Below are 20311 nucleotides of genomic sequence, written 5' to 3' on the forward strand. Positions count from 1 at the left end.
AAGTTGAAAAATCCCATTGTCATAAATTTTCTTGGAAAATGTCTGATCTATGTGGAGGATTGCCACCAGATATATGTGAGCAATTAACAAAAGAGGAACAATTTATAAAAATAAAGGTTGAAAAAAGAAGATACGGGAAAGAGGTAACTATTGTAGAGGGAATATCAAATGATGAAACTGAATTAAAGAAAATAGCGTCAGAACTAAAATCAAAGTTAGCTGCAGGAGGAACTGTTAAGAATGGGAAAATTGAACTACAGGGAGATCATAGGGATAGAGTTAAAGAGCTGTTAATTAAAATGGGATTTCCTGAATCAAATATTCTTGTAATAGAATAAAAATGAAAAGGAGGTAAGAAATATTCTTATATACAGATAGTTTATAACTTAGGACAAATAAAAGGTCTAGTTTAAAGGGAATTATTTATTACGCTTATTGACTTGGAATCTGTATCTTTAATTCTTGCGTTAATTCTTTATATCTGTTCCTAACCGTAACTTCTGTTACGCCGGCTACCTGTGCAATTTCCTTCTGCGTTCTTCTTTCGTCATTCAGTAATGCTGCTATATAAATTGCAGCAGCCGCTAGTCCCGCAGGATCTTTACCAGCAGTTAATCCTGAATTCTTAGCCTTTTCTATTATCTCTGCAGCATGCTTCATTGTTATACCACTTAAACTTAACAGAGTACCTATTCTAGTAACGTAATCCTTAGGATCACTAACTGGTACTTCTATATCTAATTCTCTCAGTATTAGCCTATAACATCTGGCAACTTCTTTCCTATTAGCCTTCGTGAATTGGGCTATTTCGTCTAGTGTTCTAGCCATTTTCATTCTTCTACATGCTGCATAAATTGAAGCTGCAACTACACTCTCGATACTTCTTCCTCTGACCAATCCTTTCTCTACGGCTTTTCTGTAAATTAGAGCAGCTTCATCCTTAACTGCTTTAGGCAAATTGAGTAAATTACCAATTCTCTCAAGCTCATTCATAGCTTGTGCTAGATTTCTGTCTATTGAGGATTGGATCCTTGTCCTTATCTGCCATTTTCTCCATCTTAGTACTTCTAATCTCCTCTTAGGGTCTAAAGACCTTCCCATTGCATCTTTGTCCTTCCAATCTATAACAGTAGATATTCCCATGTCATGAATTGTTTGATTTAAAGGTCCACCTACTCTACTCCTCTTCTCTTTCTCCTCTGGAGTAAATGCCCTCCACTCAGGACCTTGATCAATTATTCTTTCTTCTATTACTTCACCTGTCTCAGTACAAATATATTCTCCACGTTCTTCATCAAATATTATCTTGTCAGGTGGACATAGGGAGGAAGAAGGAACCTTACTTTGTTCTACCATTTCACCACCCAAAATACAAAAATTTTAAAAACCCTCTTTATATCGTCTACAGAAACATATTTAAGTTTTTTGCTCCTTAAGAATATATAAGGGGAAATCGAAGTGAACATGAGACTTATATTAACAGGTCTTGGTTTGGTATTTATTGGCGCTATAATAATAGCATTTTCAGAAGTATTATCATCCCCCCAAGTATCAGGTACAACTAGTAGTAATGTGGGAGGTTTTATCCTTATAGGACCTATACCTATAGTATTTGGAAGTGGCAATCAAGCGTTATTTCCACAACTTATGACCTTTGGAATAATACTGACAATAATAACAATATTATTTTATGTATTACCATTTATCCTCCTTAAGAAAAATCGAAGAAATTAAGAAGCAGAATTTTCATTTTGATTTCATTTTAATTAGGTTTATTTATATCCCCCAATAGCTAACTCTTCCTCTCAATCTGCATTTCTATCCTAACGTAAATCTTTTTAATTCATTGGGCTTAATATATCTCGCCGCGGTAGTACAGCCCGGTCAAGCTTAATGCGCCGGTAGTATGCGGGCCTCTCAAGCCCGTGACCCGGGTTCAAATCCCGGCCGCGGCACTTTATTAAGGGGTTTCCCCCTAATACCCCCATATAAGTTTCTATGATCTTATCTAAAGCACCAACGTAAGTCTGCCTTTCCTTACCGTCTTGACCCTTCTCTATAACATAGACGTAATACTTCCCCTTAATCTCTTTTACATAGAATTTAGAAGAGACGTAAAAGTTAGGCATTCTATTGCGATATTTCACGCACACTTATATATTCATTCTCTGTTACAAAATATCTCACCAATCAAAAGAAGGGGAAAATCTCGTCTAGAATACGGGAATTATGGTTTATTATCATTACAATTTTCAGTGATAAACCAGGAGGTTATTATAAAATTATCGATTTAATAGATGCTCAGCAAAATATTTTTGTTAAGTACTTGGAAATTCCCTTCTCAATTAGTCAACTCAATTAGTCAAGGAAGATGAGTTTACAAAACTTGTCCTCAACTTTGAAAGCTTATGAAATCATATTTAACATGGACGTCTTTATAATATTCTAGTTTATTCTTATTCTGAGCGTCAGTAATGATAAGTAGACTACATTATTGTTTTGTAACACACGTTGATAAAGTTGCTTTTAAGGATTTTTAGTCACTACAGAATGTAAAAGGGAGGGTTTTTGATACAAGTTAGTCAAAAAGATGATAAAAGTCTAGCCCCTATTAATTTGGGCAGAGATATCTTAAGAATCAGTGGAATTTCTCTCACACTTAAAAACTTCTTTGGCTAGAAAAGATCAATTAATCGAGCTAACGTATCCATAATTCTTAATCCATTTCATTTTTAGCTAGTCAACTCTTTCTCAATGAACCCCTACATCCTTGACCTGAATTTATCTTCACTGAACTCGATTGCACTCTCGTGAAGTTCTTTCCTGAATCTCCTATCGACCTCCATTGCTTCCTTGATTAGTTTACTCACCTCCTCCACGTTTTTATACTTAAACTCAGGTGCAACCTCCTTAGCTCCGCTCTCTTCAGGGACAACAGGCACTAGACCTGCTGACATTGCCTCAACATCTGGGATTCCAAAGTGTTCACCCAGGGTAGGGTGGAAATACACAGATGCCCTGCTCATGAGCTTAACCAATTCTTGGGGTGTAAGATCAGTCAAGATGTGAATATCCGCACCTATCCTTCTTGAAAGTTTTAATAACTTGTTATAGTACCCTTTTTCTCTGAGAGATCCAACAATTACTCCTTTTACCTTAGATAAAGCGGATACTAATACAGCGTTCTCCAACATCTTACCCCTCTCTATTCTTCCTACAGTCAAGAAGAACTTTTCCCTTTCTCCCTCATGATATGCACTTGAGAAAGTTTCGACATCCACTGGTGGATATACCACGTCCCTAACCTCTATCTGATAGACTTTGGACAAAGCCTGAGCGGAGTACCAGGAGTTAGCCACAAACCTGGCTTTCTTAGCCTCGTCTTTTAACGACGAAAGAATTCCCCTAAAGGGTAACAGGTAGATCTTCCAGATACCAGAGGAATATTTGCTAGGTAAATCTGAGATTGCGGGAGCTCCTGCATATATTATATGCTTAGTGAAATTAGAAAGGGGAATATGAACTCCAGACGCGTTAAGAAATGCGTCCAAACTAACCTTGACCCTTATAGCACTGAAATATGTTAACAGCCGTTGATATTTATCAAATCTGGGGATCGAGAAGGGAACCAAATAAACTGGGTTCCTTACTTGAACTAAGGGCTTCGCAAAACTTACTGAGAAGTAGTCGACCCCTTTCTCCTCCAGCATTTTGAGAAATGATTTATATACCCTCCCCTCTCTACTATATCACTTACTCATACCAATGCCGTGTGCTATTACTGCAATTTTTAGCCTCATATTTACTAAATTTAATTTATGGTAGAGATTATAATTCCTGTTGGACCAGGGGACAGGCTAGAGTAGGTGAGAGAAAGTGTAAGTTCAGCCCCTAAGACAGAAGGTGGACAGGGTAGTGGTATACGATAATAGTGAGAGACCCGAGCTAGGCGATTATCTTAGTTCTCTTGCCGTCGAATACATCAAGGGACCTAGGATGAGAAAAATAAATATGGCTAAATTAAGAAACGTCATGTTATCCTTGTCAAAAGACGACATGATCATCATGTTAGATAGTGACGTTGTTATTCCATACGATTGGAGCCAGAGACTAGTAGAGAGAATAAGAAGTGGTGTACACTTTACCTGGATGCATTACGCATATTTGACTAATGACATTATGAAACCGCTCTCTCCAGTTGAGAATAATCCCAACCTAGGGTGTTCAGCCCTCTCTTCTAAGGTTAAGGATATAGAGTTCGATGAGAGGTACGAGAGGGACGAAGACATATGGCTTTATGCCAAACTTAAAAAATTAGGTTTTAAGGCCGAGCCAACTGAAGGAAGATGTCTTCATTTGAACTCTACCCACGCTAGACTAGACTTCAGGTCTTCCCTGAAGGAGGCAAAGAGGAACCTTTGGAGATCCAAGTATGATATGAGACTAATAAGGGATGGGTTAGTTGATTTCACGTTTCTTACAGGTTATTCTTACTATGGGAGCTATTTTATAGTGAGAGTTCTAGGAGTAATATACGCTCCACTTTGGCTACTCTACCTTCCAATAATAGCATATGGAATAAAGTATTACGGTGGTGTTAATAGCTTCCTTCTAAATCTTATCCCTGGACTGGCTCTAGTAACTTCTCTGCCATATGGGCTGGTCAGAGCTCTTAAGGATTGGTATACTTAAAAATTAGTCTTTTCGATGTCGTAGTCACCTTATCCCAACTTGAGTTTAGTTTTAAGTTGAGGTTAACAGGCTAGATGTTTCGCTCGCCCTAGATCTATTTTTCCTGATTTTCCCGAGAAGTTAAGAGCATTTTCAGTCAGCCGTGTCCTTTCATCAAACTCTCTAACAAATCAAATACAAGGAAGATTATTATATGCACTTTTAACGGTATATATGTTGTAGTAGACTACAGGCATACCGGTCACTAGGGACTCTAATCAACCAATTAAAAGTTATCATAGTTGGAGTGAGAAATTAATTCTCTAGTCCTAATGACTACTTGACTAACTACTCCAGCTAGTTTTTCTCTTTTTAGGAAATTGGACATTCTATGCTGTTTCTTACTTTGAGTTTCACTTATGTCTTTATCCCCTTAGCTTAAGCTAGATATTGAAGATTGGTGTTTGTTTTCATAGTCTTGAGTGATCTGAAAGCTCCTTCCGCTAAGACGAGTAGATACAAGCAAAGCCACGTCTTATACAGTTATTTCTAGTGTTATTTGGTCCCTTGATCTAGTTGATATAATCCATCAGTGTTATTTTAATATTTTAATCCGAACGCATTCTAAAACTACCATAGACTGATTTCCTTAAGTTCACTGTAATATACTGTACAACATTTTTACTCTTTTTGCAGGATGAGGATGTGTCATCAGTATATCTGCGAATGGAGATATATGCTCGTGCAACCATTTCATAACTAGCTCTTCTGCGTCTCTTTCGTTCTCCTTTAGCTTTATTGGTGGAGCAGTTATTATAATTCCTGTAAACGGATCTGTTCTAATATTTTGTGCATATATCTGAATTTTAGCTAGAGCAGTAGCTAGATAAGGTGCTTTATCTTTGTAAAGTGTTGCTGAATGAAAATCAGCAAAGGATTCTCTCAATCTATTGAACCAAAGTACAAATATTTGTAATAAGAAAGTAAGTACGAATAGTACACCTCCTATTGCGAGCATAGCAAGCCCTAAAATTAACTCTACTTCATCTCCTGCAAAGAATAATAATGTCCAACCTGTAAATAGTAGAAAGTTACCTACGTATCCTATTATAGTAGGTATGAGACCTAGTGCCATTCCAATTTCTACGTCCAAATGCTTTATATGTCCAACTTCATGTGCTAATACAGCCTCAAGTTCATCTTGGTTTAATATATCTAGTAAAGGTTTAGTGACTGCTACTCTTTTTCCTGTTATATAATTACCAAATGCAAAGGCATTTGGATACTCCTCATATGATATAAAGACTCTAGGAGTAGGAACTTTTGATTCCATAGCTATTTTTCTCACAATTTCATATAATGGGTCACCAGGACCTACTTCTTCCGTATTTCTCCCTACTAGATAAGGGGCTATTAGCCATTGTACTAACCATAAGATAACTAAAAAAATGGCAGTAAATATTGTAGGGATACCAATAATTAAGACAATGAGATAAGTTATAATTCCCTCAGCTACTATAGTTAATGTTCCTGACAAGAACATTAATGTTTTAAGTTTTCTTCCTACGTTCACGGTTTGTTTTTAGTAACCCTCCAAATTATATTTTTTATTCAAGAGACTTGGCTTTAAGTCAAACAGGGATAGAGAGATGAAATTCGCTTAGATGTTGGTATTATATACTATACAGTATTTCTTCACGGTAAGCTTTCCATATAAGTTTCACTGAACGAGACTCCATAAAACAACACTAACGCTGTTCATTGACATCGCTAAAGCTGCAATTTCAGGAGATATGTAAATATGAGGATAAAGGAGACCAGCAGCTAGAGGCATTAATATTATATTGTAGACTAAAGCCCATAATACATTTTCTTTAACCTTTCTTACTATTCTGGCACTCTGGCTTAGTAAGTATGGAAGTTGCGACAGATTGGAAATTATTATATCTCCTGCATATTTTGCGATATCGGTTCCTGAAGAAATGGCGATTCCAACGTGAGATTCTTTTAATGCAATAGCATCATTTACACCATCACCAATAAACACTGTAGGTTTTTCTTTAACTAATTCTGCTTTTTCCTCTGCTGAGAGTCCTTTATGTAATTTTAAACCTAGTGATTTAGCTACTTCATCTGCAAATTTACTGGAGTCGCCAGTAGCTATTTCTAAGTCATAACCATGTTTTTTCAAATACTCTATGACCATTTTTGCTTCGGGTCTAATCTCGTCGGCGATCCAAATTTTTCCTTCTAACTTACCATCCTTACAGACAAGAATGTCCGCATCATCCACGATTTCATCAGTTTGACAATTGTTTAATACGAATTCCTTTTTCCCCACGATTATTTCATGTCCGTTAATCTTACCGTAAACTCCTTGACCTTGGAATTCAGTGAAATTTTCAATCTTCTTCTCTGTCATATCTGAATGTAGCTGGGATATAGCTTTTGCAATGGGATGATTACTAAGGCTTTCTAATGCTGAGGCTAGTTGTATGTCTCCCTCAGCCTTCATGATTTTTATTTTCCCTGACGTTATCGTACCAGTTTTATCAAAAATAACTCTCTTGGTCTCATTTAGCCTCTGTAGAGCATCACCGTTCCTTACAATTATACCTCTTTTAGCAAGTTTTCTTATGCCTATCATTATAGCAGTAGGTGTAGCAAGTCCAAATCCACAAGGGCATGCAGATGCAAGAACTGCTATTCCTATTAATAAGGAGAATGTAAAGGCAGCGTGAAAAATATAGTACCAAAAGATTGACGATAAAAGTGAAATTATTATTACAAACGGTACAAAAATAGATGATACTTTGTCAACTAATTTTTGAATGGGTAATTTGGTAAATTCAGCCTCTTTTATTGCGCTTACTACTTGAGAGATATATGCCCTGTTGCCACTTCTCGTGACATATACCGTTAACGCGCCTGTTTGAACTATGGATCCTCCTATAACTGGATCACCTTTCTTTTTGGTAGTTGGTAACGCTTCTCCTGTATAGATGGACTCGTCAACAGTAGCCTCACCACTTTCAACCACACCATCTGCGGGTATAATATCACCGGTTTTTACGATTACCAAATCACCCACTTTTAATTCGTTAGAGTTAATTTCGTATTCTTTTCCATTCTCAATTTTTCTTGCTTTTACTTGTGTTAGTTTTATGACATCCTCACTGATCTTTTCTTTTAGGAATGCTTCTAGAAGCTTTCCAATAAGTATAAATGTAATTAGTGATGAGGAAGTAAGGAAGAAAGGCTCTTTTCCAATAAACATCTGGATTAGGCTGTAAATCCATGCTGTATTGGAAGATAAGGAGACTAAAACGTCCATATTTGTAGTTCCGTTTCTTATAGCTCTAATCATCCCTCTATGAAATGGGTATCCCGAATAGAATTGAGTTGGAATAGACAATATGAGCTGGAGAACTATATTGTTTACGAACAAAAGGGGTAAGGTAGTAAATACGGCTACTAATAATCTGACTAAAAAATCTTTATATTCAGATCTTTTAGTTATTTTCTCTGTTTCAATATTTGCTTTATATCCTTTCCTATTTATTTCGTCTAATATTACCTCAGGTGATACACTAAGTGGATTTAATTCAACTATCACTCTTTCCATTCCGGCTTTTACGGAAATGACTCCATCGATATTTTCTATTATATCCTTAACCTTGCCTATTTCGTCCTGATTAATATTTAATTTCACAATAAACTCTAGAGTTATTATATCATAGCCAGCTTTCCTGATAGCCTGTATAACGTTCTTCAGTTTTTTGTTATCCTCGATTATTATCTTAGCCTCTCCTGAAGTAAGGTTAACTGAAGCATCTTTTACACCCTGAACACTCAATATAGCCTTTGTAACAGTTTCTACGCACGTAGCGCAATGCATACCAACTACTTTTAATTCTTCCTCTTTGGAAATTCTATAGTTAGGCATCTGGCATGCCTTTTGGTCCTTTGGTTAAATATTCCTGAGGATCTTTATCGAATGCTTTCTTGCACTGGGGACTACAGAAGTAATATATTTTTCCCTTATACATGCTTTTATATTGACTATTTTCTTTTACTTCCATACCACAGACTGGATCTATTTGCATAAGATTAACTCAATAGCAATAAATAAATAGATATCATTGACATTATCCACATTAATATTAGAAACAACGCAGTTTAATTTACTTTGTAAATTTAATGACGGCTTTTAAGATACAAAGCATATTATTTACTATGGCTGTTAAATTAACGCCATTAGAGTATAAGGTTCTTAATATACTTAAACATGATTCTAGGAGGAGCGCAAGTAGTATAGCTAAAGAGTTACAAGTGAGTAGAGCCACAATAGCTAAGACGATCAAATCACTTAGAAGTAAAAACATTAAATTCTCAGTGGAATATTGGGAGGAAGGAGAATTAGCAGTATTTGCTATATCCAAAGAATGTTTAAAGGGTTCTAAGGAGTGTTACAAGCTTATAGACGGGAGGTCTGTGTCGATTATTAGAGGTAGTTTTGATCATATACAACAGATTCTTGAGCAGAATAAGATAAAGAATTACCTATTGGCAGTGGATAAAGTGGACTCAATTAAGGTCATTAAGGAAGGGTTATATTGTGATTATTGCGGTGGTGAAATAAAGGGTACTCCTATTACTTTAAAGGTTAGAAGAAGGATTTATTACACTTGTTGTAATACATGCAAAGAACATTTGAGAAAAAAATTAAGTACTAGTCAAATTTAAAACGATCTAAACTAAAATAAATCATAATGGATAAAGCAATTGAAGCTGGATTATTGAAATTTTCAGAATACGTAGAGAAGGCTGGATTGTTTGTAGACAATGATGGAAACTACTTTTTAATAGGTGTGGGTAAGGTAAATTGTAAGAAAAACTCCGCAATTGTAGATCAGGTATTAGACGAAATTTATAAATATACTAATGAAATAAATGTCACAATTTTAATAGTCCCTGAAGAAGTTTACTCTAACATTTCTACTGGAAATTATAAAAAAATAACTGAAATGATGAATTTTAGGGGAGCCTGATTGGTGAGGACGCGGTTACTCGCTGAAGATATATATTTTTTGTCATAGTATCTTTAATTTAATATGGTATCTACCAACACTAATACTACTGCAATACCTACCTTATTGAGTGATTATTCTAGTTATATAATCCTTGCAATTCAGGTGTTACTGTTCATTATACCAATACTATTCTTTGTGTATTATATGAGGCGAATGGGAATTGGAGTTGGTAACAGGAAAAAAGAATTGGAGGCTAAAATGAGAAATATACCCTCAGTTTCATGGGAGCAAATATATGATATGAAAGAACTAAAGCAGAAACTTCTAGATATATCAAACTATGTGATGTCAAGAAAGAGGTCATATGGTGTAATCCTTTTCGGTCCTCCCGGAACAGGTAAGACCAGTATTGCAAAAGCCTTAGCTAACAACTTAAAGTGGAATTATTTTGAGTTAAGAAGTAGCGATATACTTAGTAAATGGTACGGAGAGAGTGAATTTTTATTAGAAAATTTCTTTAATACAGTAGAGCTTAATGTGCCTGCTATTATTGTAATAGATGAGATAGATGGCTTCACTTTAAGGAGAGAAGGAGATATTCATGAAGTAACGCATAGACTTGTGAATATACTCCTTAACAGGCTACAAGATATTCACGATAAGAGACTACCAGTAATCATAATTGGCACCACTAATTTGCCACAGGAGATAGACGAAGCATTACTTAGACCTGGAAGATTCGACGAAATAATTTATGTACCTTTACCAGATGAAAAGGCTAGAGAAGAGATATGGTTAGGTTACACCAAGGGTTTGAGTGTTGATTGTAAGTTGTTAGCCAATAAGAGTAATAGACTATCTCCTGCAGATATAAAAGAGATAGTAGAGAGTGTGAGTATAGAATGTAGCAAAGAGGGGAGAGAGCCAACCACGCAAGATTTCATAAGGTATTTGGATAATTTCAAGCCTTCTGTATCTATTCAGACTTTGATAAAATTCGAAAATTTATCTAAGAAATACTCAAGGCATAAATTGGGAGAAAAGCCCTATGGAGTAGCTAATATAAAATGGGACGACCTAGGAGATCTTGACGAGATAAAGAAAGTAATTAGAGAGTCAGTAGAATTGCCTATGAAAAACAAAGATATAGCAAATAAATTGGGAATTAAGCCTGTAAAAGGCATTTTGTTGTATGGTCCTCCCGGAACAGGTAAGACCAGTATTGCAAAGGCGCTTGCAAACGAGTTACAGGCATCTTTTATTGTCATTTCAGGAGACGAGATCTCTTCTGTGGGTCCTTTTAAAGCAGGTGAACTTATAGCTGAAAAATTTCATATCGCTAAGGATAACACTCCTTCTATAATTTTTATTGATGAAATAGATATGATAGCTAGGACTAGAGGTGAGAATGAGTGGCGAGGTGCATTGACCGAGCTCTTATCAGAAATGGACGGGATTAGGGAGAACGAGGATGTGATTGTTGTAGGTGCCACAAATAGACCATGGGATTTGGATCCCGCTTTACTTAGAGCAGGTAGATTTGATAGGATTATTTATGTGCCTCCACCTGACTATGAGGGGAGAGTGAAGGTACTTAAAGTTCTCACTAAAGATTTGTCCGTTGATGAAGAAATACTTGAAAAAGTTTCAAAAATGACAAATAATTATACACCAGCAGATCTCAAGCTTCTAGTGGACGAGATTAGAAGGAATCTGTTAAAGGAAGCTACCTCCACAGGAAATATAAGGACAAGCCTAAACTTTGAGGATTTTGTAAGAGTCTTAGCATACATTAAACCTAGTGTAAATGTAGAATTACTAAAGATGTATGAACAATTCAGAGTTGAAAGGTAATTTTTAAATTATCGGAAATTAATTTTTATGCATGAAAACTGTATTTAATGATAGACGTGCAATAATATATGGTGTAGTGTTCTCTATAGCGTCATATGTGACCGCTGCAATATTAGCTGTGGGATCATCAGTTTATGCTTTAGGATCTTTCTTAGATCCCATAGTTACGCTGACTGTACCCTTAATACTTATATCAATTGGATTACAGGCTATGAATAAGAGATATAGTATTATACTTTTAGCATTGATAAATTCTCTTCTTTATTATATTACTAGTCCTGCACTTCTGTTTATGGTTCCTACATTTCTAGTTTCAGGAGTAATAGATGAAGTAATCTCGTGGACTATAGGATACAGAGGATTAAGGGCTGTAATGATAAATACAACAGTAGTTGGTGGGCTTATAGGTGTTCTCAGTGTATTTTTTGGGAGTATACTTATAGGAATTTATGGTTCTGTACCATTTAGTAGCCTATTGTTAGCTTATGTAATATTTGGAGTGATATATTTCGTAGAAAGTGCAATTATGGGATATATATCTTATAAGATTGGTTCTTACTTAATAAATTCAGGAATAATGAAATCTTGATGAATGATCTTGCTCCTGAGAAGATGAGGATAATGCAGGTCGCTGACAGTAAGTTATCTTTCTTTTATTCCATCTTCTCAGTATTTTTTATTTTTTATTCTGTTTCATTTTCAATTTCTATCATACCATTCCTATTTAGTGTTTTTCTTACATTAAAGAGAGGAAAATTATTATTAATTGAATTTTTAGTCATTATTGTCTCATATATCGTGTTATATGTAGTAGGTAAGGAAAATTTTCTAATATTTACGTTTAGAGTTTTATCATATGTAAATATTTTTATTGGATTATCTGAAAAGATAGATTATAGTACAATAATTGATACACTAGGTAGTAAAGGAGTACCATTAGTTATCTCTATTGCTTACATTCCATTCTTCTACAGAGTAAGTAGAGAATTAATTTTTAACATGAGAGCACGAAAGGTTAGATTTTCCTTCTCAAACTATGTTCTTCCTTTAACTGTTCAGACTATAAAGGTTGCAGAAGATCTATACGTATCTTATAATTTAAAATTATATGGAAACTTGACAAGGAGGAGAAATTTTAAACCTAGAAAGATTGATATTCTATTACTAATTGCATCAGTCTTTGTATTACTTCTTTCATGCGTATACAATCCTCATTTCCTCCAGATTTACAACTTTGTCGCACAATGATAATATATCCTCATCATGAGTTGCTATTATCATAGCTTTTCCCTCCTCCTTCAAGATTTTTACCATTTGATAAAAACTCAATAATGCTTCGCCGTCCATTCCAACACTAGGTTCATCAAAACCAATTACTTTAGAGCCTGATGCAAAAGCCGTAGCTATAAGTACTCTCATCTTTTGACCATAACTCAGTGTGAAAGGACTCTTTTCTGCAAGATCTTTTATCTTAAAAAGGTTCAAAGCTTCCTCATCTTTAACCTCATCAATTACTCTAGGTTTAAAAAATTGCAAGTCTGGGTTCTGAAATATAATATAAACCTTATTTACTAATTTCTTTAATGTAGTTGTTTTTCCGACTCCGTTTCTTCCGATCAGACATAATATTTCTCCTTCTCTCAATTTAATCCAGGAATACTCGAATATTACTTTATCTTTAGGTTTAATGTTGATCTCAGGTAGCTTAAATCCTCTAAGTCCTTCCTCTCTAAGAAATTTCTCGTCATACAATTTTTCCTTTTCAATTTCAACAATTCTATTTATTTCCTTTATTAGATAAACTTTAGATACTAGATCCCTTATTTCTTTTATTCTATGCTCAGCTATGAGAGAGCCTTTCGGTATTATTTCCTTCACCAATTTTGTTGAATATTTGTCTAGGTTGGCAAAAGGTTCATCTAGCAAGATATGTTTAGGATTTGAAGACAAAGCAGACGCAATTACAAACCTCTTTTTGTAGCCGTCAGATAGAGTGTAAAAATCCCTATTTATATAATTTTCCATTATTTTCTTTGCTATATTAAAATCAATAGTATGGAATAGTGATCTTAATTTAAGCTCTTCCTCGCAAGTTAAAGCCAGAATCTGTGTTGCTGGCTCTTGGAAAACGCCAGTTAATTTAGAGTATTCTCTGAGCTTGCAGAAATCATCCCCATCTAAAATAATCTTAAACCTATTTTGTCCAAGACACAAAGCATTCTTTATCAAGGTTGTTTTTCCACTTCCATTTTTACCAACTAACCCTACTATGTCGTTATCATCAATAACTAATGTATCATTTATCGATAGCACCGTAATTCTGCTTATTTTTAGTAGTTATAAACGTATATGAATTTTGTTAATATCTATTAGCCTTTGACTGTTCTAGTAAATTAAATAGTATTTTTGATAAGTGAAGTTAGAATAATTACCTATTAGAATTCCTATGTAGACTTGCCCAACTTATGATTAAACAAGAATTAAAAATACATTAAAAATAGTAGAGTTTTAAGAGGGGAGCACTTTTGAGTATAAAAATATGTATAGATACCACAATCTCACAATCTCATAAAGTTCAGATTAGAAATTCTTTGAACCAGTTTACTGTAATGATCTTGTTCCAAAGGTTTACCTTATCACTTACTTCACATTCATTACAAAGCTTTACGTCTTCTCCTCTGGTCTTATAATACCACATAGATATAGGGTCTATTATTTCTATCTTTTCTTTCGTAACACTTCTAACGCATTCTACGTCATAGAGAAGATTCTCCAACTCAAATATGTCTTTAACATACTTACTCCCTATTCCTTTAGAAATAACGGTGTTTACGAAATTACTAAGTAATTTATCAAAGCTCTGATAGTCAATACTAAAATTATACTGCGTGACAGTGAATGAGGAAAGCAAGTATTGATTTATGGTAAAAAGTCCTTTATCATGATATTCAAATAGATTATATCCACCTATTCTGATGAACTTCTCGCCGTCATGAAGAAAATAGCCAATGTATAGTTCATTTTTACTGTTATCACTTAAATCCAGGAATTCTAATTGAATTGGTCTTAGGTTACCTTTATTATTGGTTGTGAAAAATTTTCCCATTCTTTTTCTCATTTTTCTTCCTAAAAACACGTCATGACCAATTTCTCCCATATCTATGAACATTGCTGTAAAGAAAGTGAAATTATCGACAGATGAAATAGGATTACCTTTTTGTAGATCGAATTTTATGGTAGATAGTACGTAATTAATGGCTTTTACATCTGCCGATAGATTACTTATTGTATCGTTTCTAATATGCGAAATTCCTTTTACGATCTTATCAATGTATATTAGGCATAAATTTTGAAGTACCAATGATACTAACTTACCCTCCTTAGTGAAGAGAGGAATTATATCATATTCAGGTGGTAATTCCTTCATTTTTACAATTAGATCTTCCACTCTCTCTTTGTGTTTGACTACCTTCTTTGGTGTCTCCTTCTTTGGCTGACATTCCTGTAATTCAAGATTATTACTTATTTCTAATTCATCAATGTTAATTTGTAGATTATCTGAGATCTGTGATAGAAGGTCCAGGACAGCTCTGTGTACTGTTGCTTTATTATAAACCTCCTTAAATTTTCTCATATTGTTCTCTTTGCATATAGATGCTATCACTGTGTAATCGTCCTCTTTCTTAATTAATATTGTAAAATTATCCCTAGTCTTAACTGCTATTAGTGAACCTGGTTTTATGTGCTCGAATAGATAGATCAGTAAATCAAATGCCTTCATTATTACAAAAATCCAGTGAACTAGGTTTAATACATTTATTGCTCTATTTGGCAAGTAACTCTTGACTTAAAATAAGTGAACATATGTGTAATATAGAGTTCACTTAGCTTAAACAGTTGTTCCACAATTTTCCCAAGAACAAACTCAGAGCGTCTTTTCATAAGCTGAGAGGTAAATAATTCTTGTTTATAAGTAACTCATTCTAAATGTGTAGGTTCTCGTTTCAAATAATAACAAAGTCACTACTCTTACTACCTTGAACTAATTGATTATCTATTACGTAAATAATTAGTTTTATTCATTTATCTGTACGCTTTCCTAAACTTCATAAATAGTTTATATGAATATAGGAGATATAGTTTTAGATTATTAAGGAAGGAAGATTTTGATAGTTTTTAAAAGCTCGGAGTAATTAAATTCAAGATTTCAACATATTTTCATATATTAGATAAACATTATTCATCAAAATTTTTTAAAATCATATTAGTCCTTTCTCTATTGAGTGACATATAGTAATAAATATTACAAAGAGGATATAATTAGCATTAAGTCCAAAAGATGTCTGCTTTAATTACTTCACAGTTCGATTTTGTATATAATGAATCGTAAAGTGAAAATGACATCAATCTTATTGTATTTGAAGGACATATACATTAGAAGTAAAATTTTTAAGTTTCTTATTGACTATTAGATATTGATGGCGGAAGTTACTACTGGAAGAAAAAAGAGGACTAGATATGAAATAATCCACGATATTCTTGCACAGTGCGAAAATGGTGCAAAGAAAACTTGGCTAATGTATAAAGCTAATTTAAGCTACGAATTAACAAACAATTACATTAACAAACTAGTAGAGAAACAATTGATATCTCAGAAAGACGGTCTTTACTACTTAACAGACAAGGGTAAAAAATTACTGGAATTGTTAAAAGAATATAAGGATAAGAAAACAGCTCTGGATCGTGTAACATCACAAATTAAAGATATCTACGGCGAAGATTAAATTATAAACCTAATTTTTAAATAAAACGTTAAAGTTTTTTATTTTTTGTCTCCTTATATAAAACTTTTTGTTATGCTACAAATCTTTGTAGTTAGATAAAAAATAGCTCGTTCAAGGTTTATATTTTTAATGAAGCCACTTAAAACTGTTTAAAAATAAGCTAAAATTTATAATTATTAAAACCTTGCTATGTTATTTCGTGTCTATGAATAGTTAAAAGATTTTAATACAGATTATGGAAATATTTAAATATAATTTAAACTTCATCTTAATAAGAAATGAATAGACGCGGATCATATTTACAAAAAATACTATTGTTCAGTATGTTATTATTCATCCTTTTTTCTATATCCGTATCTGCAGATACAACAAACACAATTCCCCCAAATCTACAAAGCTATCCCTCTTCATCTGTTCCGTCTTGGCTAGATACAGGTAGTAATGCATGGATGCTTGTAGCTGCAACCTTAGTAGGTCTTCAGAGTATACCAGGTGTAGCTTTATTTTATGCAGGATTGACTAAAAAGAAATATACTGTAAATACAATGTTTTTAATATTCTATGCTTTTGCTGCGGTTTTATTGGTATGGATTATAGCAGGCTTCAATTTCGGATTCGGGTATCCATCGTTACTGAGTATTAAGGGTTTAGGGATTCTAGGTTATCCTGTACCAGCTTGGCAGGGTTTATATATGGCTGAACAAGCCGTATATGGTCCTTCTGGAACACCGCTAAACATACCTATGTCGACTTATATAATATTCCAATTTGTTTTTGCGGCGATAACTCCTATTCTTTTGGTGGGTAGCGTTATAGAAAGAATCAACTACAAGGCATGGATGATATTTGTTCCTATATGGTCCCTTTTAGTTTACAGTCCATTAGCTTATTGGTTATTCGCAGGCGGTTGGTTAAATCAATTAGGCGCTGTTGATTTTTCAGGAGGTTATGTAATACACCTTAATGCAGGTATTGGAGCATTAGCTGCTGCGTTAGCAGTAGGTCCTAGATTAGCAGAGGAAAGGAAATTAGAACCACACAACTTATCCTTAATACTAATTGGAACAGGATTAATATGGTTAGGTTGGAACGGATTTAATGGTGGCGATCCTGGAGGAGCTACAATTGACGCAGCAATTGCAGTGTTAAATACGGATCTAGCTGCAGCTGTAAGTGCAATAACATGGATAATAATGGACATGAAATTCTTTAAAAAGCCAACATTAGTCGGAGCTGCAACTGGTGCAATTACAGGTTTAGTTGCCATAACTCCCGCTGCAGGTTATGTTGATGCTTGGGGATCTATAATAATAGGCATTGCTTCAGGTAGTCTGCCATGGTTATCTTTGTATAAACTTGAACCTAAATTAAGAGTAGATGACACATTGGGTGTATTCTCGTCTCACGGAATAGCAGGATTAGTTGGGGGTCTGTTAACAGGTGTTTTCGCTGACCCATCGGTAAGCCAATATATCTTACCCGGGCTAACTGGAGCACTCTATGGAAACTTATATCAACTTGGAATACAGGCTTTTGCTGCGTTAATAGTCACTATATATACGTTCTTTATAACATATGGTCTATTGAAATTGATAGGTCTATTCGTGCCTTTAAGGGCTAGCGAATCTGAGTTAAAAGTCGGTGATTATTTAATGCACGGTGAAGTTGCGTATTCTGACCTTTTACCGAATCAAACAAAAGAAGATAAAAAGGAATTGGTAATTGAGCAGAAACCAAAGAGCGAGAAGGAGAACAAGTAGTAGTAAATTTTTATTTTACACTAAAAGTATTCAAGTTTTTTTATTTAACTACTACAGTATCTCTTCTATTAATTTATCATTTACCATTTTTATATATATACGAATGAATTTGTTATTAGTATAATCATGATATAAAATACCAGATCTTTGACCATGATATACGCTAGAAAATACAGTGATAACTTTGCCGTTTATGTTAGTTCTAAATCCGTCTACTGCCTCATGGCCTCTGATTATTCCTTTAAAATTGTTATAGGAAAGGAATTCATTTGTCACTCTTTCCCCAAAATAGTATATTCCTTCACCTCTTATACTTGGTAGGAAATCTATGTCTAGTAGTCCATCTCTTGGATCGTTCCATAATATTTGTAAACCTATGGGATCATCTGGGTTTACATCTGGATATTTTAATCTTGCGATATCTTCAACTGACGTGATTCCTAGCCTGTCGCCCTCTAATGTTGCAGGTAAACCTCCATGCATACAAAGATATCCATTAACTAGTACCGAGTAAGGCATATATGAAAACAGGTCTCGGAATTTCTCATATGCACTTTCTGCGTCTTCAGTTTTAATCTTTAGTTCTTCAAAAAATCCATAATGAAAGTTTGTAAGTGGACTTTCATGATTCCCTCTAAGTACCACTATTTTAGTTTTGCCCTTATTTTCATCACTTTCTACTAATTTCTTTAATATTAAACTTAGGTTTTCTACGCCTGTCTGTGGTTCTCTATCAACATAATCTCCTAGAAACACAATCAAATCAACGTTATCGTAAAATTTTCTAAATACATATTCGGTCACATTAATTGCACCATGAGTATCTCCAACGAAAACCACCTTATCCTCTTTATATTCTCCAATAAATGGTCCTTGCTGTCTAAATATATCCTTTGATTTTTCTAACAACTCATACGTTTCTTCAATGTTCACAATATTGTGGTATATTGTGTTCTATTTAAAAATTATATAGCCCTATTTGATGAAGGTATTTTAGGGTTATTTGTTAAAGATACTGTATGACAAAAATCTCCCAGATAGAACCTATAGTCCTAGCACAAACTGAAAAAGGCAGTGCAACATGGGCATCAGTTATGATACTGGTAAGGGTAGTGACATCAAATGGTATGGTTGGATTCGGAGAAGCAGTGCCCACACTTAGGGTCATGAACGTCTACAATACGATCAAACAGGTATCTAAGGGTTATTTAGGAAAAGAGGCGGAAGAACCTGAAAAGAATTACTATGAATGGTACAGACAAGATTTCTACTTACCGAGATCCTTTGAATCTGCCACAGCGACTAGCGCAATAGATCAAGCATTATGGGACATATTAGGCAAGGAGTTAGGAGCACCAATATACAAATTACTAGGAGGCGAGGTAAGGGATAAGATTCCTGTTTATGCAAATGGATGGTATCAAGATGCAGTTTCACCAGAGGATTTTGCTGAAAAAGCTAAAAATGTTGTACGAATGGGTTATAAAGCTCTAAAATTTGATCCTTTTGGACCATATTTTAATTCGATTGACGAGAAAGGATTGCAAGAAGCTGAGGAAAGGGTAAAAGCAGTCAGAGAGGCAGTAGGCGAGAATGTGGATATTTTAATTGAGCATCATGGTAGATTTAATGCAAATGCAGCTATATTAATAGCTAAGAGATTAGAGAATTATAATCCAGGTTTTATGGAGGAGCCTGTTCATCATGAAGATATAGAGGGTTTACGAAAATATAAATCGGCTACGGTGTTAAAAGTAGCTCTAGGCGAAAGGTTAATTGGAGTTAAGGAAGCTGCAAATTATATAGGAGATAGTTTGGTTGATATTATTCAGCCCGATGTATGCAACATAGGTGGAATATCGGTAGGCAGGAAAGTCATACACTTATCAGAAGCTTTCGATGTTGACATAGCATTTCATAATGCGTTCGGTTCAGTACAGAACGCTTACTCACTACAATTAGCAGCTATTGCCCCGAACCTTTATTTCCTAGAGAATTTCTATGACTGGTTCCCTAGGTGGAAAAGAGATGTAGTTTATGACGAAACCAAAGTTGAGGGTGGATACGTAAAAGTCCCTAATAAACCTGGAATTGGAGTTAGTGTAAATGAGAAAGCTATAGAGAATATGGAAGCAGAACCAAAAGAAATAGAGGTTTCAGAGGAACCTGTTTGGGTTGTAAAGGGAACATGGAAAAGATACAGTTAATT

Annotated in this window: 18 protein-coding genes, 1 tRNA gene and 2 pseudogenes; 12 read left to right on the plus strand and 9 right to left on the minus strand. The window is 34.5% G+C overall.

Going from position 1 to position 20311, the window contains the following annotated elements; genetic code table 11:
• Positions 1-38 precede the first annotated feature (38 nt).
• The gene (locus SUSAZ_03935; GenBank protein AHC51211.1) at positions 39-338 is read left to right on the plus strand and encodes a translation initiation factor Sui1; all 300 of its coding nucleotides are present in this window, start codon (positions 39-41) and stop codon (positions 336-338) included.
• A 94-nt stretch (positions 339-432) separates the two neighbouring features.
• On the opposite strand, the gene tfb is transcribed toward SUSAZ_03935, so the two are convergent.
• Positions 433-1356: a transcription initiation factor IIB gene (tfb, locus tag SUSAZ_03940; protein AHC51212.1), complete on the minus strand. Its 924-nt coding sequence runs from the start codon at positions 1354-1356 to the stop codon at positions 433-435.
• A 102-nt stretch (positions 1357-1458) separates the two neighbouring features.
• On the opposite strand from tfb, the gene SUSAZ_03945 reads away from it, so the two are divergent.
• A complete protein-coding gene (locus SUSAZ_03945) occupies positions 1459-1734 on the plus strand; it encodes a hypothetical protein (protein AHC51213.1) in 276 nt (91 codons plus the stop codon).
• Positions 1735-1838: 104 nt separating this feature from the next.
• Here the strand turns inward: SUSAZ_03945 and SUSAZ_03950 are convergent, their stop codons facing one another.
• Positions 1839-2129 carry an integrase gene (locus tag SUSAZ_03950; protein AHC51214.1) on the minus strand — a complete coding sequence of 97 codons (291 nt, stop codon included), beginning with the start codon at positions 2127-2129 and terminating at the stop codon, positions 1839-1841.
• Positions 1865-1955, plus strand: a tRNA-Glu gene (locus SUSAZ_03955). The genes SUSAZ_03950 and SUSAZ_03955 overlap by 91 nt on opposite strands.
• A 603-nt stretch (positions 2130-2732) precedes the next feature.
• Positions 2733-3800: pseudogene (locus tag SUSAZ_03960) on the minus strand (glycosyl transferase family 1).
• Between the two features lie 18 nt (positions 3801-3818).
• Here SUSAZ_03960 and SUSAZ_03965 point away from each other — a divergent pair.
• Positions 3819-4692: pseudogene (locus tag SUSAZ_03965) on the plus strand (glycosyl transferase family 2).
• A 634-nt stretch (positions 4693-5326) separates the two neighbouring features.
• Here SUSAZ_03965 and SUSAZ_03970 read toward each other — a convergent pair.
• The 3 genes from SUSAZ_03970 to SUSAZ_03980 all read right to left on the minus strand — a co-directional run bounded on the left by SUSAZ_03970 (position 5327) and on the right by SUSAZ_03980 (position 8777).
• The gene (locus SUSAZ_03970) at positions 5327-6244 is read right to left on the minus strand and encodes a protease (GenBank protein AHC51215.1); all 918 of its coding nucleotides are present in this window, start codon (positions 6242-6244) and stop codon (positions 5327-5329) included.
• A 147-nt stretch (positions 6245-6391) separates the two neighbouring features.
• Positions 6392-8617, minus strand: coding sequence for an ATPase P (locus SUSAZ_03975; GenBank protein ID AHC51216.1), 2226 nt, complete (start codon positions 8615-8617; stop codon positions 6392-6394).
• Positions 8610-8777: a hypothetical protein gene (locus SUSAZ_03980; protein ID AHC51217.1), complete on the minus strand. Its 168-nt coding sequence runs from the start codon at positions 8775-8777 to the stop codon at positions 8610-8612. The genes SUSAZ_03975 and SUSAZ_03980 overlap by 8 nt, the downstream gene beginning before the upstream one ends.
• A gap of 130 nt (positions 8778-8907) precedes the next feature.
• On the opposite strand from SUSAZ_03980, the gene SUSAZ_03985 reads away from it, so the two are divergent.
• The 5 genes from SUSAZ_03985 (at position 8908) to SUSAZ_04005 (ending at position 12806) form a co-directional block, all read left to right on the plus strand.
• Positions 8908-9417, plus strand: coding sequence for an AsnC family transcriptional regulator (locus SUSAZ_03985; protein ID AHC51218.1), 510 nt, complete (start codon positions 8908-8910; stop codon positions 9415-9417).
• An 86-nt stretch (positions 9418-9503) separates the two neighbouring features.
• On the plus strand, positions 9504-9722 hold the full coding sequence (locus SUSAZ_03990; GenBank protein AHC51219.1) for a hypothetical protein: 219 nt from the start codon (positions 9504-9506) through the stop codon (positions 9720-9722).
• A gap of 63 nt (positions 9723-9785) precedes the next feature.
• Positions 9786-11558, plus strand: a complete 1773-nt coding sequence (locus SUSAZ_03995) for an ATPase AAA (protein ID AHC51220.1) — start codon at positions 9786-9788, stop codon at positions 11556-11558.
• A 31-nt stretch (positions 11559-11589) separates the two neighbouring features.
• The gene (locus SUSAZ_04000; GenBank protein ID AHC51221.1) at positions 11590-12147 is read left to right on the plus strand and encodes a hypothetical protein; all 558 of its coding nucleotides are present in this window, start codon (positions 11590-11592) and stop codon (positions 12145-12147) included.
• Positions 12147-12806 (plus strand): hypothetical protein, encoded by a 660-nt coding sequence (locus SUSAZ_04005; GenBank protein ID AHC51222.1) that lies wholly within the window; start codon positions 12147-12149, stop codon positions 12804-12806. Before SUSAZ_04000 ends, SUSAZ_04005 begins: the two co-directional genes overlap by 1 nt.
• On the opposite strand, the gene SUSAZ_04010 is transcribed toward SUSAZ_04005, so the two are convergent.
• Together SUSAZ_04010 and SUSAZ_04015 are read right to left on the minus strand one after the other, a co-directional pair.
• The gene (locus SUSAZ_04010; GenBank protein AHC51223.1) at positions 12753-13871 is read right to left on the minus strand and encodes a cobalt ABC transporter ATPase; all 1119 of its coding nucleotides are present in this window, start codon (positions 13869-13871) and stop codon (positions 12753-12755) included. The genes SUSAZ_04005 and SUSAZ_04010 overlap by 54 nt on opposite strands.
• Positions 13872-14133: 262 nt before the next feature.
• Entirely contained in the window at positions 14134-15393 is a 1260-nt protein-coding gene (locus SUSAZ_04015; protein AHC51224.1) for a hypothetical protein, read from the minus strand.
• A 643-nt stretch (positions 15394-16036) separates the two neighbouring features.
• On the opposite strand from SUSAZ_04015, the gene SUSAZ_04020 reads away from it, so the two are divergent.
• A complete protein-coding gene (locus tag SUSAZ_04020; GenBank protein AHC51225.1) occupies positions 16037-16342 on the plus strand; it encodes a hypothetical protein in 306 nt (101 codons plus the stop codon).
• Positions 16343-16620: 278 nt separating this feature from the next.
• Positions 16621-18102, plus strand: a complete 1482-nt coding sequence (locus SUSAZ_04025) for an ammonium transporter (protein ID AHC51226.1) — start codon at positions 16621-16623, stop codon at positions 18100-18102.
• A gap of 51 nt (positions 18103-18153) precedes the next feature.
• Here the strand turns inward: SUSAZ_04025 and SUSAZ_04030 are convergent, their stop codons facing one another.
• Positions 18154-19035 carry a serine/threonine phosphatase gene (locus SUSAZ_04030; protein ID AHC51227.1) on the minus strand — a complete coding sequence of 294 codons (882 nt, stop codon included), beginning with the start codon at positions 19033-19035 and terminating at the stop codon, positions 18154-18156.
• An 86-nt stretch (positions 19036-19121) separates the two neighbouring features.
• On the opposite strand from SUSAZ_04030, the gene SUSAZ_04035 reads away from it, so the two are divergent.
• The gene (locus SUSAZ_04035; GenBank protein AHC51228.1) at positions 19122-20309 is read left to right on the plus strand and encodes a mandelate racemase; all 1188 of its coding nucleotides are present in this window, start codon (positions 19122-19124) and stop codon (positions 20307-20309) included.
• The last annotated feature ends 2 nt before the right edge of the window (positions 20310-20311 follow it).

It is taken from the genome of Sulfolobus acidocaldarius SUSAZ, from assembly GCA_000508305.1.
In the GTDB taxonomy this organism is placed as follows: Archaea; Thermoproteota; Thermoprotei_A; order Sulfolobales; family Sulfolobaceae; genus Sulfolobus; species Sulfolobus acidocaldarius_A.

Coding starts and splice junctions, on each gene's coding strand:
- SUSAZ_03950 (AHC51214.1), bottom strand. CDS start 2,129: ATGCCTAACTTTTACGTCTCTTCTAAATTCTATGTAAAAGAGATTAAG.
- SUSAZ_04035 (AHC51228.1), top strand. CDS start 19,122: ATGACAAAAATCTCCCAGATAGAACCTATAGTCCTAGCACAAACTGAA.
- SUSAZ_04020 (AHC51225.1), top strand. CDS start 16,037: ATGGCGGAAGTTACTACTGGAAGAAAAAAGAGGACTAGATATGAAATA.
- SUSAZ_03985 (AHC51218.1), top strand. CDS start 8,908: ATGGCTGTTAAATTAACGCCATTAGAGTATAAGGTTCTTAATATACTT.
- SUSAZ_04005 (AHC51222.1), top strand. CDS start 12,147: ATGAATGATCTTGCTCCTGAGAAGATGAGGATAATGCAGGTCGCTGAC.
- SUSAZ_03995 (AHC51220.1), top strand. CDS start 9,786: ATGGTATCTACCAACACTAATACTACTGCAATACCTACCTTATTGAGT.
- SUSAZ_04025 (AHC51226.1), top strand. CDS start 16,621: ATGAATAGACGCGGATCATATTTACAAAAAATACTATTGTTCAGTATG.
- SUSAZ_03980 (AHC51217.1), bottom strand. CDS start 8,777: ATGCAAATAGATCCAGTCTGTGGTATGGAAGTAAAAGAAAATAGTCAA.
- SUSAZ_03935 (AHC51211.1), top strand. CDS start 39: ATGTCTGATCTATGTGGAGGATTGCCACCAGATATATGTGAGCAATTA.
- SUSAZ_04000 (AHC51221.1), top strand. CDS start 11,590: ATGAAAACTGTATTTAATGATAGACGTGCAATAATATATGGTGTAGTG.
- tfb (AHC51212.1), bottom strand. CDS start 1,356: ATGGTAGAACAAAGTAAGGTTCCTTCTTCCTCCCTATGTCCACCTGAC.
- SUSAZ_03975 (AHC51216.1), bottom strand. CDS start 8,617: ATGCCTAACTATAGAATTTCCAAAGAGGAAGAATTAAAAGTAGTTGGT.